This is a genomic window from Streptococcus sp. 2018WUSS126 (assembly GCF_044427425.1).
GTDB lineage: Bacteria > Bacillota > Bacilli > Lactobacillales > Streptococcaceae > Streptococcus > Streptococcus hashimotonensis.
The window spans coordinates 1-13,877 of record NZ_JAOTGB010000023.1; the positions used below are offsets into that span (position 1 = coordinate 1).

A 13,877-nucleotide genomic window follows, 5' to 3' on the forward strand; every position below is an offset into this window, starting at 1 on the left:
TTTTCTACGGTACTTAGGTGTGAAAACTATGTGATATTTGTACATCCATTTGGTATGTGATAAACTGTAACTGGTTTTAGCCATTTCTTTTTCCTCCTTTATCTAACCTGAACAATTAGATTATATCAGGAAAAAGAAATGGAAGCTCAAAGCCTTGTCAGCCACCAGCATAGCTGGTGGTTTTCTTGTTTTTCTCTACGAGAAAAACTGGCTCGAAGCCATAATAAAAGAGAGAGTTGAGCTAGAGATAGCAAACAATAGGCTTTCCGAGTTGTTTTCGGAGAGTCTTTTTTTGTAATTTGATTTTGATATTTTTAAAAGTGTACGATAGAAGTGATTCGAGACGGCAATATCTTCTCTATAGGATAAAAATATTTTGCCATCTGCACTGTTGCGCTTCCTATAAGTTCTACGTTCAGGAGTAGATAAAATGTTCAGAAGAAGTGGTATAGGTTCCAACTTAGTAAAATCAGTCATCGATGATTTGGCGAACAGAAATTCCAAAGCCTTTCAAATTGCAGTTGAATAAGAGAAATTTGGAACCTGGAAGTTATATAAGAGAAGAATAGTCTATTTGCGAAAACGCAAGAGTTCAGCAAATTCTTGCTTTTTTTGATATAATGGAAGAAGCAGTTTTAAGAGGTATCAGGTATGAATATTCAACAATTACGCTACGTTGTAGCCATTGCAAACAGTGGTACTTTTCGGGAAGCAGCAGAGAAAATGTACGTTTCCCAGCCTAGTTTGTCTATTTCCATTCGTGATTTGGAAAAAGAGTTAGGTTTTCAAATTTTTAGCCGAACTAGTTCAGGAACTTTTTTGACACAAAAAGGGATGGAATTCTATGAGAAAGCTCAGGCTTTAGTTAAGGGATTTGATCAGTTTGAGCATCTCTATTTGCCACCTGAGGAAGGTGAGAAGACTTTTTCAATTTCAAGTCAGCATTATGATTTTCTTCCTCCATTGATTACGGAGTTCTCTCGTAGCCACCCGCAGTACCCTCATTTTCGCATTTTTGAATCGACTACAGTACAGATCTTAGATGAGGTTGCTCAAGGTTATAGCGAGCTTGGTATTATTTATTTGAACGAGAGAAATACAAAAGGAATCATGCAGAAATTGGATAAACTTCACTTGCAAGCTGTAGATTTGTCTGCATTTCAGACTCATATCTACCTTCGTGAAGATCATCCTTTGACGAAGAAAGCTGAGATTGAGCCAGCAGATTTGGTAGGTCTACCTACCGTACGGTTCACTCAAGAAAAAGAGGCTTATCTTTATTATTCCGAGAACTTGATTGATACGTCGGATTCCTCGGTTGTGTTTGATGTGACAGACCGTGCTACTTTGAATGGAATTTTGGAGCGTACGGATGCCTATGCAACTGGTTCGGGCTATCTTGATGATGAGAGTGTCAATGGCATTACAGTAATTCCTCTCAAAGGAAAGGTAGACAATCGCATGGTCTACGTTAAACGAGCCAATGATGAACTTAGTTCTTGTGCCAAAGACTTTATTGAAACCATGCAGGCATATTTTGATAAGAAGAAGGATGAAAATGCGTAAAATTGGATTTCCATTTTTGATGGTAGTATTAATTGGTCTGGACCAGCTTGTAAAAGCTTGGACAGTTGCCAATGTTGAATTAGATACGGTAACGGAATTTATACCAGGATTGATGAGCTTAGCTTATCTAAGAAATTATGGTGCGGCCTGGTCGATTTTACAAAATCAGCAGTGGTTTTTCACGATAATGACAATTGTTGCCGTGACAGGCCTAGTGTGGTACTATATCAAACAGATCAAGGGCAATATCTGGATTTTATTCAGTCTGTCTTTGATGATTGCTGGTGCTCTTGGGAATTTTATTGATCGTCTTAGATTGGGATATGTGGTGGACATGTTTCACTTGGATTTTATTAGTTTCCCTGTATTTAATGTAGCAGATATTTGTCTGACAGTTGGTGTAGGTATTTTATTTATTTGTATTATGAAAGAAGAGAGTAATGGAAGTAAGAGTTGAGGTTGGTGGCATTCGTTTGGATAAGGCATTGTCGGATTTGACGGATTTGTCTCGTTCGATTGCAAATGAGCAGATTAAGGCTGGTCAGGTTTTGGTCAATGGACAGCCTAAAAAAGCTAAATATAGTGTACAGGTTGGGGATGTCCTAACCTATCAAATTCCAGAAGTAGAAGAAATCGAATATGTTGCTGAGGATATTCCTTTAGAGATTGTCTTTCAGGACGAGGATGTTGCTGTTGTAAATAAACCTCAAGGGATGGTCGTTCATCCGTCGGCTGGTCACACGTCTGGAACGCTAGTTAATGCTCTCCTTTATCACGTAAAAGATTTGTCAGGCATCAATGGTGTCTTGCGACCAGGAATTGTTCATCGGATTGATAAGGATACTTCTGGCCTGCTCATGGTTGCTAAAAACGATGATGCCCATACAAAGCTTGCTGCTGAATTGAAAGACAAGAAATCCCTTCGTAAGTATTGGGCCATTGTACACGGCAATCTACCAAACGATCGCGGGGTAATTGAGGCGCCGATTGGTCGTTCTGAAAAAGACCGCAAGAAACAAGCGGTGACTGCCAAAGGGAAAGAGGCTGTGACACGTTTTCAGGTTCTGGAGCGTTTTGGTGACTACACTTTGGTGGAATTGACCTTGGAAACAGGACGAACTCACCAAATTCGTGTCCACATGGCTTATATTGGTCATCCGGTTGCGGGGGATGAGGCTTACGGCCCAAGAAAAACACTAAAAGGGCATGGCCAATTTCTTCATGCCAGAACGCTTGGATTTACCCATCCGAGAACTGGTGAGGTTGTTGAATTTACGGCAGAAGCGCCAGCTATTTTTCAGGAGACACTTGAAAAACTGCGCAAGGCTGAATAATAGTATGAAAACCTTATCATCTTGCCCATTTTTTCAACAAATGCTATACTAGAACATGAAAAATGTTAAGGAGAATAAGAATGGAAACTTTACCAAATTGTCCAGAATGTACTTCTGAGTATGTCTATGAAGACGGTGCCTTCTTGGTTTGCCCTGAGTGTGCTTATGAGTGGAACCCAGCGGATGTAGCTGAGGAAGAAAGTGGACCTGTTGCAATTGATGCTAACGGTAATCGTTTGTCGGATGGCGATACTGTGACACTAATCAAAGACTTGAAAGTGAAAGGTGCGCCTAAGGACCTTAAACAAGGTACACGTGTTAAAGGCATCCGTATCGTTGAAGGCGATCACAATATTGATTGTAAAATCGATGGTTTCGGTGCGATGAAGCTGAAATCTGAATTTGTTAAAAAAATTTAAGAGAAAGGGCTGGTTAACCAGTCTTTTGTCATATTTGAAAGGATATTATGAAACATCAAAGTATTTTGTTTTACAGTAGATGCTTGTTAGCTATTTTAGCCATCACAGGTACTGCCTTAGAAATCATTAAATACGGTATCGGGATGCTCATGTATTATACGGTACAATCTAATTTATTGGTATCTCTGTTTGCTGTCTATATGGTCTATGCAATGAGTAAGGGTGCGGATTTACAGACGTCACGTTTTCTTCGTGTAAAGGCTGCTGTAACCATGTCTATCATGATTACTTGTGTAGTCTATCACTTTATGTTGGCCCCTTTGGCAGACGATTTCTGGCGTGTTGAAAATCTACTCTGCCATTATATTGTTCCCTTGTATTTTTTATTAGATACCTTAATAGTAGATCGCCAGCAACAGTACAAGTGGTTTGACCCGATTTGGTGGACGCTTTTGCCTGTTCTCTACACGATTTTTGGTCTAGTGAATGGTCTTTTCATAAAAATTCCAATCCCAGATGCTAAGGACAGTCCTTTTGCTTATTTCTTTCTCAACGTTCCTAAGTATGGTTGGACCTATGTTTTGACTTATGCAGGTACAATTTTTGTTGCTTATCTGACTTGTGGGTTTATGTTGGCGGGACTTAAATCCATAAACCTTAAGACTTCATTGTCTTTTGGAAAAAATTCTCAGTAAAATCCGATAATTTCTATATTTTTTCAGAAAAAAATTGTCAAGGCTGAGATTTTATGCTATACTCTGCTTAATAAATCCTTTAAAACCTGTCCAGAGAGGCAGACAAGGAGTCGGATGTTAAGCAGGTTGGTTCTAACTAGCCTATATTTTCATAGTCTCCTTGTATAAGGAGACTTTTTCTATACTTTTGGAGGTCTTATGAAGACAAAAGAAATCGTTGACGATATGACTATGAAACGGGCGATCACCCGTATCACTTATGAAATTATCGAACGGAATAAGAATTTGGATAATATTGTCCTTGCAGGGATTAAAACACGGGGTGTTTTCATTGCAAAGAGGATTCAGGAGAGGCTTAAGCAATTAGAGGGTATCGACGTTCCGTTGGGAGAGTTGGATACCAAGCCGTTTCGAGATGACATGAAGGTAGAAGATGATACAACAAATATGACTGCCAATGTCAACGATCGTGATGTTATATTAGTAGATGATGTGCTTTATACAGGACGAACTATTCGTGCTGCTATTGACAACATAGTGTCCTTGGGCCGTCCAGCTCGTGTTAGTTTAGCGGTACTTGTGGATCGTGGACACAGGGAGTTGCCTATTCGAGCAGATTATGTTGGGAAGAATATTCCAACTAGCCGTTCTGAAGAAATCATTGTGCACATGGCTGAAATCGATGGTCAAGATGCTGTCCTTCTGGTTGAAGGTACATAGTCGCTTCGTTTACAAATTATCATTCTACATCTAGATCATAAAGGTAGGTATCATCATGACAATTACAAATGGTAAAGTTTCACTCAAACACTTGGTTACAATGGAGACCCTCTCAAATGAAGAAGTATTGGGACTCATTCAACGTGGTATTGCTTTTAAACGCGGTGAAAAGGTAGAGTTGGATCGGAAGTACTATGCTTCTAACCTTTTCTTCGAGGATTCAACTCGGACGCATAAGTCTTTTGAAATGGCAGAGCTTCGTTTGGATATGGGAATGATTGACTTTGATGCTCGTACCAGCTCAGTCAATAAGGGTGAAACCTTGTATGATACCATTTTGACCATGTCGGCACTTGGGGTAGACATTTGCGTGATTCGTCATTCGGAAGTGGATTATTACAAGCAATTGATTGATAGTCCTACCATCCAGACTTCAATTATCAATGGTGGTGATGGTTCAGGCCAACACCCAAGCCAATCCCTACTTGATTTGATGACTATTTATGAAGAATTTGGAACTTTTGAAGGCTTGAAGATTGCCATTGCAGGTGATATTACACACTCACGGGTTGCTAAGTCCAATATGCAAATTTTGAAACGTCTGGGAGCTGAGATTTTCTTTGCTGGACCGGAGGAATGGTACGCAGAGGAATTTGATGTCTATGGTCAGCATTTGAATATTGATGATATTGTGGAAACGGTAGATGTACTGATGTTGCTCCGTGTGCAACACGAACGACATGATGGTGATGGTGGTTTCTCTAAAGAAACTTATAATCGTTTGCATGGTTTAACAGAGGAGCGCTACAAACGCTTGAAAGATACTGCAATTGTTATGCATCCGGCTCCTGTTAACCGTGATGTAGAAATTGATGACCAATTGGTAGAGGCGCCAAAATCACGTATTGTCCGTCAAATGCAAAATGGTGTCTTTGTTCGGATGGCGATTTTGGAAGCAATTGTCAATGGCAAGGCTTAAAAGTTAGCTGTTCAGGTATCTTAGAACTGAGCAGTTAGAAATTTGTTAGACTTATCTTATTTAATGTCACTCAGAGAGGCGACGAATAGAAAGGCAAGGGACAGGTCAATGGTTGCGAGCAACTCATTTCCCTACGCCTGCCTCTATGGAGGTCAGGCTATCCCTTGCACTAGTTTGTACAGTCAATTATTTTCGAATTGACCGTACAAACGTCGGACTATTATTTAATTCTATCCGGAGAGATAGAAAATAGAAAGGAGAGTGGGTGCTCTGTTGCTCGGATTTGTAACTGAATTCGGGCTACGGACTGGGTCAAAAAGATAGTTTTTCCTCGAACGCAAGCGTTCTTGGTCAAACTCCTATTTTGACTATGTCCGCTTAACGCCCTTAATATCTTATTATTATGTCAAAAAGACGTTTGATTTTAGAGGATGGCACTATTTTTGAAGGGGAGGCCTTCGGTGCTGATATTGATGTGACTGGTGAGTTGGTTTTCTCAACTGGGATGACAGGTTATCAGGAATCTATCACGGACCAGTCTTATAATGGTCAGATTTTAACCTTTACCTATCCCTTGGTAGGAAATTACGGGATTAACCGTGATGATTACGAGTCAATCAAGCCGACTTGTAAGGGAGTGGTTGTCAGTGAGTGGGCTCGTCGGGCAAGTAACTGGCGTAACCAGATGACTTTGGATGAATTTTTAAAGGCTAAGAAAATTCCAGCAATTTCTGGAATTGACACACGCGCCCTAACTAAAATTATTCGTCAGCACGGTACCATGAAGGCGACTCTTGCAAATGTCGGTGATTCTGTGGAGCATTTGACAGACCAGTTGAGAGCGACTGTCTTGCCAACCAACAACATCCAGCAAGTATCGACTAAAACAGCCTATCCTGCACCTGGAGTTGGACGCAGTGTCGTTCTGGTTGATTTTGGATTGAAACATTCTATTCTTAGAGAGTTAGCCAAGCGTGATTGCAATGTGACAGTTGTCCCTTATGATACGACTGCTGAAGAAATTCTTGCCCTCCATCCTGATGGTGTCATGCTATCAAACGGCCCAGGAAATCCAGATGATGTTCCAGAAGCGCTAGAAATGATTCGTGGCATTCTTGGGAAAATTCCAATTTTTGGTATCTGTATGGGGCACCAACTCTTTGCTAAAGCAAATGGGGCAACGACTTATAAAATGAAGTTTGGTCATCGTGGTTTCAACCATGCTGTTCGTGAAATTGCGACAGGTCGAGTGGACTTTACCAGTCAGAACCATGGTTATGCTGTAGCTCGTGAGGATTTGCCAGACTGTTTGATGATTACCCACGAGGAAATCAATGACAAATCGGTAGAAGGGGTACGCCACAAGTACCATCCAGGTTTCTCTGTTCAATTCCACCCGGATGCTGCACCTGGTCCACATGATGCCAGCTATTTGTTTGATGAATTTATGGAATTGATGGATTCGTTTAAAAAAGGGCAGTAAGGTCTAACTACTATCGAACTAAACCTTACTGCGTCGGTCTATTATTTAATTCTATCCGGAGAGATAGAAAATAGAAAGGCAAGGGACAGGTCAATGGTTGCAAGTAACTCATTTCCCTACGCCTGGGAGTGGGAAAGAACTCGAAAAGTAAAAAAGAGTTCGTCAACAAGTCTTTAATTTAAGTTGTTGAGCTGAAACAGTCTATTCCCAGACTGTTTCACTCTCACCTCCGCACAGTTGATTAGGTTAAATTTGGAGTATAGAATACGAACAAATTTACCAATCAACCACTGCGCTGAGATGTTGACACCTGCTCTTAGAAATGGTGATATACTTTAATGCTATCCCTTGCACTAGTTTGAAAACTAAAGTAATATCGACTTTAGTTTTCAAACGTCGGTCAGAGCAAGTCGGACTTCATGCGAACGCATGTGTCCTCCTACACAAAGTCCTATGGGACCTTTGCTAACTCTGACACTAGTTTAGAATCTCAATTATTATCGAATTGAGATTCTAAACGTCGGACTTATCTTATTTAATGTCGCTCAGAGAGGCGACGAATAGAAAGGAGAAGGGGGTGTTCTGTTGCTCGGATTTTGTAATTGAATTCGGGCTACGGACTGGGTCAAAAAGATAGTTTTTCCTCGAACGCAAGCGTTCTTGGTCAAACTCCTATTTTGACTGTGTCCGCTTAACGCCCTTAATATCTTAAAATTATGCCAAAACGTACGGATATTAAGAAAATTATGGTGATTGGGTCTGGTCCGATTATTATCGGTCAGGCTGCAGAGTTTGATTATGCTGGGACTCAGGCTTGTTTGGCTTTAAAGGAAGAAGGCTATAGTGTTGTCTTGGTCAATTCAAACCCTGCGACCATCATGACAGACAAGGAAATTGCGGATAAGGTCTATATTGAGCCGATTACGCTTGAATTTGTCACACGGATTTTACGGAAGGAGCGTCCAGATGCTCTCTTGCCGACTCTTGGTGGTCAGACTGGTCTCAACATGGCCATGGAATTATCTAAGGCTGGTATTTTAGATGAGCTTGGAGTTGAGCTGTTGGGAACCAAACTGTCTGCAATTGATCAGGCAGAGGACCGCGACCTCTTCAAACAACTCATGGAAGATCTCAATCAACCTATTCCTGAGTCAACGATTGTGACAACAGTTGAAGAGGCTTTGGAATTTGCTGGTGAAATTGGCTATCCTGTCATTGTTCGTCCAGCCTTCACGTTGGGTGGTACTGGCGGTGGTATGTGTGTCAATGAAGAAGAACTGCGTGAAATAGCGGAAAATGGTCTGAAACTATCACCGGTGACCCAGTGTTTGATTGAGCGTTCCATTGCTGGTTTCAAAGAAATTGAATACGAAGTGATGCGCGATGCGGCTGACAATGCCTTGGTCGTATGTAACATGGAAAACTTTGACCCTGTGGGAATACATACTGGAGATTCTATCGTATTTGCCCCAACGCAGACGCTTTCGGATATTGAAAACCAGATGTTGCGTGATGCCAGTCTCAGCATCATCCGTGCCCTCAAAATCGAGGGTGGTTGTAATGTGCAGTTGGCACTGGATCCCCATAGTTTCAAATACTATGTCATTGAAGTGAACCCACGTGTGTCCCGTTCCTCTGCCTTGGCATCGAAAGCGACAGGCTATCCGATTGCCAAATTGGCAGCAAAAATTGCGGTTGGTTTGACCTTGGATGAAATGGTGAACCCTGTCACAGGAACAACCTATGCCATGTTTGAGCCTGCTCTTGACTACGTTGTGGCAAAAATTCCACGTTTCCCATTTGATAAGTTTGAAAAAGGGGAGCGCCGCCTTGGAACGCAGATGAAGGCAACTGGTGAGGTTATGGCCATTGGTCGTAATATCGAAGAAAGTTTGCTCAAGGCCTGTCGTTCTTTGGAAATCGGAGTCTATCACAATGAAATGCCAGAACTCAGCCAAGCAACAGATGACCAATTAGTTGAAAAGATTGTCAAGGCACAGGATGATCGTTTATTCTATCTTTCAGAAGCTCTTCGACGTGGCTATACAGTAGAAGAACTGGCTCAATTGACGAAGATTGATCTTTTCTTCCTTGATAAGCTGCTTCATATCTTAGAAATCGAGCAGGAATTGGCAATCAATCACGATAATATTGATTTATTGAAAAAAGCCAAGAAATACGGTTTTGCAGACCGTAAGATTGCGGAACTCTGGGGCAGAACAGAATCCTACATTCGTCAACTGCGGACAGAGCACAAAATTGTCCCTGTTTACAAGATGGTGGACACTTGTGCGGCCGAATTTGAAAGTTCAACACCATATTTCTATTCAACTTATGAGTGGGAAAATGAGTCCATCCGCTCGGAAAAAGAATCTGTTTTGGTGTTGGGCTCAGGTCCAATCCGTATCGGACAGGGTGTGGAGTTTGACTATGCGACAGTGCATTCTGTCAAGGCCATTCAGGCGGCTGGCTACGAAGCTATCATTATGAACTCAAACCCGGAAACAGTGTCAACTGACTTTTCGGTTTCGGACAAGCTTTACTTCGAGCCGTTGACCTTGGAAGATGTCTTGAATGTGATTGACCTTGAGCAACCAAAAGGGGTTATCGTTCAGTTCGGTGGCCAGACGGCCATCAATTTGGCAGAGCCATTGGCCAAAGCAGGTATTCCAATCTTGGGTACGCAAGTAGCGGATTTGGATAGAGCTGAAGACAGGGATTTATTTGAAAAAGCCCTGAAAGACCTTGGAATTCCACAGCCACCAGGTCAAACCGCAACCAACGAAGAGGAAGCTCTAGAAGCGGCCCGCAAAATTGGTTTCCCGGTACTTGTTCGTCCCTCTTATGTCTTGGGCGGTCGTGCTATGGAGATTGTCGAAAATGAAGAGGACCTACGTTCTTATATGAGAACGGCGGTCAAGGCTTCACCAGAGCACCCAGTTTTGGTGGATTCGTATATCGTCGGTCGTGAGTGTGAAGTGGATGTAATTTCAGATGGTAAGGATGTCTTGATTCCGGGTATTATGGAGCATATCGAGCGAGCTGGGGTTCACTCAGGTGACTCGATGGCAGTTTATCCGCCACAAACCTTGTCTAAAGAGGTGCAGGCGACCATTGCAGACTACACCAAACGCTTGGCAATCGGTCTTAACTGTATTGGTATAATGAATATCCAGTTTGTTATCAAGGATGAGACGGTTTATGTCATCGAAGTCAATCCTCGTGCTAGTCGTACGGTTCCATTCTTGTCCAAAGTCACAGACATTCCAATGGCCCAGGTTGCAACCAAATTGATTTTGGGGCAAAGTCTTGCGGAAATTGGCTACCAAGACGGTCTTTATCCTGAGAGCACTCAGGTGCACGTTAAAGCACCAGTATTCTCATTCACGAAACTAGCAAAAGTAGATAGTTTGCTGGGACCTGAGATGAAATCTACTGGTGAGATTATGGGTTCGGACTTGACACTTGAAAAAGCACTTTATAAGGCTTTTGAAGCAAGTTATCAGCATTTGGAAGATTTTGGCACTATCGTCTTTACAGTTGCGGATGAGGACAAGGAGGAGGCCTTCCGTCTAGCGGAAAGATACCGTGAAATTGGCTTTATTATTGCGGCTACAAGCGGTACGGCAACTGCCTTCCAAGCTAAGGGCTTAGACTGTCTGCCTGTTGGGAAAATCAGTGGAGACCAAAGAGAGTCGATTCCTCAGCTGGTCCGTAAAGGAAAAGTGCAAGCCATTGTCAATACAGTAGGCAAAAAGCGTGTGGCAGACGAGGATGGAGAGGTTATTCGTGCATCTGCTATCGAAGCAGGGATTCCACTTTTTACAGCCTTAGATACTGCTGCGGCTATGTTGGCTGTACTAGAAAGTCGTAGTTTTTCGACGCGAGCAATTTAGGAGATAAAAAATGAAGGTTCATTTAGTGGATGAGTTTGGGAATGTAAAGGAAGTGAAGGCTGGTTTTTCATGGACAACCTTTTTCTTCAAGTTTTTTGTACCGCTGATTCGAGGTGATTTAAAATGGTTTGCGATTATTTTGGTAGCATTCTTATTTGCCTTGTTAATTGATCGTCGCTTTGATATTCCTTTTATTAATACTGGCTTTGGGATTTTGTGGGGCTATCTCTACAATCGAATCTATATCAAGGAAGCCTTGGCAAAAGGATGGCGTCCGGTTAGTGAAGCTGATCAGGAAGCCATTCGCCAATTTCTACAATCCTAAGTCTTGATTCACAAAGAGATTTAAGTGTGACTTCGTAAGAAGTCACGCTTTTTCTGTTATAATATTTAATATGAAAGTAATCGTAACAACAAGTTTGGGAATGGATGGGTACTTGGTTCAGAAGGCCAAACGGCTAGCTGAAGATCTAGGGATTGTTTACTGTGAGCGGCGGAAGCAAGCCGTGAAGGTCTTACTCAAGCAGGCTGATGCGGTTTTGGTGGTTTATAAGGATCGATTGGTTTTTGAGCAAAAAGAAGGGAGAAAACTCTTTTTCCATCCAGATACTGCCATGTTGCGGATTAAGTCTGGAAGAGATCCGCTTTTAGGATTGCTTGGAAAAGAAAAACAATCAATAATAGACTGTACTATGGGCTTGGGATCTGATAGCATTGTATTAGCAAGTGCTGGTCATCGGGTGACAGCCTTGGAAAGTTCTAAGCTAGTGCACTTTATTGTGAGTCGAGGTTTACAGGATTTTGATAGTGGGCTGCAAGAGGTCAATCGAGCCATGAAATCTATCCAGACAATTTGGACAGATAGTCTGACTTATTTGAAAGAGCAAATAGATAAGTCTGTTGATGTCATTTACTTTGATCCCATGTTTTCAGAAGAAATCAAGGAATCACAAAATCTTTCTGGCTTGTCTGGTTTGGCTGACAGAAGCCGTTTAACGGAGGAAATTGTATCTGAGGCTAAACGAGTAGCTAGGAAGAAATTGATTATAAAGGCTCATTTTCGAGATCAGGTCTTTGAAGAATTTGGCTTTAAACGTCATGTCAGACCTAATCAAAAATTTCACTACGGAGAAATTATTTTGGAGGAGGAAGTATGAAAATCATCGTAACAGGCTTTGATCCCTTTGGTGGCGAGCCTATTAACCCAGCCTTGGAAACAATCAAATCTCTACCTAAGACCATTGCTGGTGCAGAGATTATTCTTGTAGAGATTCCGACTGTTTTTGACAAGGCTGCGGATGTTTTAGAGGAGAAAATGGCAGAACATTTACCTGATGCGGTACTATGTATTGGTCAGGCTGGTGGGCGAGTTGATTTAACTCCTGAGCGTATAGCCATTAACCAAGATGATGCACGCATTCCAGACAATGAAGGGCAACAGCCGATTGATAGAACGATTCGAGAAGATGGTCAGCCTGCTTATTTCTCCACCTTACCCATCAAAGCAATGGTTGAAGCTATTCATAAGATTGGGCTTCCAGCTTCTGTTTCTAATACTGCTGGGACCTTTGTCTGCAACCATCTCATGTATCAAGCTCTTTACTTGGCGGAGAAACAATTTCCAAAGACTAAGGCCGGTTTTCTCCATATTCCCTTCTTGCCAGAGCAGGTTGTCGACAAGCCAGGACTGGCTTCCATGTCTTTGAACGATATTGTAAGAGGAGTTGAAGTAGCCATAGGAGCAATCGTTGAATATAGGGATAAAGAGGATATAAAAAAGGGTGGTGGTAGTACACACTAATGAAAAATATTATGGAAGCAAGAAAACGTGTAGAGGAAATGGAAAAAATATTTAATAGGCATCTAGAGCTGAACAAGTCCCTTTCCGATAGTGTGACCCAACTCAATCAGGAACAATCGACTTATTTACAGTTATTAGATTATTACCAGAGCCAGATCTATATGGAAGATCTTGATTTATCTAATAAGGGGGATTTCAATGGTATTCCTTGCGGAGTATTGAGTGAAGATGGAGTCTATAATTTACTGTTTGACCGTATAAATCTCGCAAGTCAACTGAGAGAACTAGCAGATATGCTCGAGCAATAAAATTTTTTAAAACCTGTCAAGTTTTTTTCTTGACACCCTGTTAAAGTGTGGTATAATAGAACATGTGCTAAATAGCTCTGCTATTTCACCGAATAAAAATACAAAGAAAAGAGAACATTTAAAAATGGCAGTAAAAATCCGTTTGACTCGTATGGGTTCTAAAAAGAAACCTTTCTACCGTATCAACGTTGCAGACTCACGTGCACCACGTGATGGTCGTTTCATCGAAACTGTTGGTACTTACAACCCACTTTTGGCTGAAAACTCAGTAACTCTTAAAGAAGAGCGTGTACTTGAGTGGTTGGCAAAAGGTGCACAACCATCTGATACAGTTCGTAGCCTTCTTTCAAACGCTGGCGTATTGAAGAAATTCCACGAACAAAAATTCTCTAAGTAAGAACAGTAAGCGAGAACACTTATGGACATGATTGAAAATCTCATTATTGCGATTGTGAAACCTTTGATTTCACAGCCTGATAGCTTGACAATAAAAATTGTTGATACACCTGAATTCTTGGAATATCATTTGGATTTGGATCAATCTGATATTGGACGTATCATTGGTAGAAAAGGACGCACAATTTCTGCAATCAGAACGATTGTCTATTCTGTTCCAACAAGTGATAAAAAAGTTCGTTTAGTGATCGACGAGAAAGAATAGAAAGAATAGAAAGAA

The 13,877-nt window shown here is 41.5% G+C and carries 15 protein-coding genes and 2 pseudogenes; 16 read left to right on the plus strand and 1 reads right to left on the minus strand.

Annotation, left to right across the window (positions count from 1 at the left end; genetic code table 11):
• Window positions 1–84 (minus strand): annotated as a pseudogene (locus ODU34_RS08695) (IS200/IS605 family transposase); the annotation flags it as partial.
• A 364-nt stretch (window positions 85–448) separates the two neighbouring features.
• Here ODU34_RS08695 and ODU34_RS08700 point away from each other — a divergent pair.
• The 16 genes and pseudogenes from ODU34_RS08700 to ODU34_RS08775 form a co-directional block, all read left to right on the plus strand.
• Window positions 449–526, plus strand: a pseudogene (locus ODU34_RS08700) (transcriptional regulator); the annotation flags it as partial.
• A 125-nt stretch (window positions 527–651) separates the two neighbouring features.
• Complete coding sequence (locus tag ODU34_RS08705) at window positions 652–1,566, plus strand: LysR family transcriptional regulator (RefSeq protein ID WP_136647362.1); 915 nt, start codon at window positions 652–654, stop codon at window positions 1,564–1,566.
• On the plus strand, window positions 1,559–2,023 hold the full coding sequence (gene lspA / locus ODU34_RS08710) for a signal peptidase II (RefSeq protein ID WP_024400529.1): 465 nt from the start codon (window positions 1,559–1,561) through the stop codon (window positions 2,021–2,023). Before ODU34_RS08705 ends, lspA begins: the two co-directional genes overlap by 8 nt.
• Window positions 2,007–2,900, plus strand: a complete 894-nt coding sequence (locus ODU34_RS08715; protein WP_136647361.1) for an RluA family pseudouridine synthase — start codon at window positions 2,007–2,009, stop codon at window positions 2,898–2,900. Before lspA ends, ODU34_RS08715 begins: the two co-directional genes overlap by 17 nt.
• 80 nt (window positions 2,901–2,980) lie before the next feature.
• Window positions 2,981–3,319, plus strand: a complete 339-nt coding sequence (locus ODU34_RS08720; RefSeq protein WP_136647360.1) for a zinc ribbon domain-containing protein YjdM — start codon at window positions 2,981–2,983, stop codon at window positions 3,317–3,319.
• A 47-nt stretch (window positions 3,320–3,366) separates the two neighbouring features.
• Window positions 3,367–4,014, plus strand: a complete 648-nt coding sequence (locus tag ODU34_RS08725) for a Pr6Pr family membrane protein (RefSeq protein ID WP_136647359.1) — start codon at window positions 3,367–3,369, stop codon at window positions 4,012–4,014.
• 198 nt (window positions 4,015–4,212) lie between these two features.
• Window positions 4,213–4,734: a bifunctional pyr operon transcriptional regulator/uracil phosphoribosyltransferase PyrR gene (gene pyrR / locus ODU34_RS08730; protein ID WP_205015176.1), complete on the plus strand. Its 522-nt coding sequence runs from the start codon at window positions 4,213–4,215 to the stop codon at window positions 4,732–4,734.
• A 55-nt stretch (window positions 4,735–4,789) separates the two neighbouring features.
• A complete protein-coding gene (locus ODU34_RS08735) occupies window positions 4,790–5,713 on the plus strand; it encodes an aspartate carbamoyltransferase catalytic subunit (RefSeq protein WP_136647357.1) in 924 nt (307 codons plus the stop codon).
• 403 nt (window positions 5,714–6,116) lie between these two features.
• Complete coding sequence (locus ODU34_RS08740) at window positions 6,117–7,196, plus strand: carbamoyl phosphate synthase small subunit (RefSeq protein WP_029171820.1); 1,080 nt, start codon at window positions 6,117–6,119, stop codon at window positions 7,194–7,196.
• A gap of 716 nt (window positions 7,197–7,912) precedes the next feature.
• Window positions 7,913–11,092 (plus strand): carbamoyl-phosphate synthase large subunit, encoded by a 3,180-nt coding sequence (gene carB / locus ODU34_RS08745; RefSeq protein WP_136647356.1) that lies wholly within the window; start codon window positions 7,913–7,915, stop codon window positions 11,090–11,092.
• A gap of 10 nt (window positions 11,093–11,102) precedes the next feature.
• Entirely contained in the window at window positions 11,103–11,417 is a 315-nt protein-coding gene (locus ODU34_RS08750; protein ID WP_044667780.1) for a hypothetical protein, read from the plus strand.
• Between the two features lie 70 nt (window positions 11,418–11,487).
• Window positions 11,488–12,249, plus strand: a complete 762-nt coding sequence (locus ODU34_RS08755) for a class I SAM-dependent methyltransferase (RefSeq protein WP_136647355.1) — start codon at window positions 11,488–11,490, stop codon at window positions 12,247–12,249.
• Complete coding sequence (gene pcp / locus ODU34_RS08760) at window positions 12,246–12,893, plus strand: pyroglutamyl-peptidase I (protein WP_024411282.1); 648 nt, start codon at window positions 12,246–12,248, stop codon at window positions 12,891–12,893. Before ODU34_RS08755 ends, pcp begins: the two co-directional genes overlap by 4 nt.
• The gene (locus ODU34_RS08765; protein WP_029171816.1) at window positions 12,893–13,201 is read left to right on the plus strand and encodes a DUF4298 domain-containing protein; all 309 of its coding nucleotides are present in this window, start codon (window positions 12,893–12,895) and stop codon (window positions 13,199–13,201) included. The genes pcp and ODU34_RS08765 overlap by 1 nt, the downstream gene beginning before the upstream one ends.
• Window positions 13,202–13,325: 124 nt before the next feature.
• Window positions 13,326–13,598 carry a 30S ribosomal protein S16 gene (rpsP, locus tag ODU34_RS08770; protein ID WP_002940682.1) on the plus strand — a complete coding sequence of 91 codons (273 nt, stop codon included), beginning with the start codon at window positions 13,326–13,328 and terminating at the stop codon, window positions 13,596–13,598.
• Between the two features lie 21 nt (window positions 13,599–13,619).
• On the plus strand, window positions 13,620–13,862 hold the full coding sequence (locus tag ODU34_RS08775; RefSeq protein ID WP_012028079.1) for a KH domain-containing protein: 243 nt from the start codon (window positions 13,620–13,622) through the stop codon (window positions 13,860–13,862).
• Window positions 13,863–13,877 lie beyond the last annotated feature (15 nt).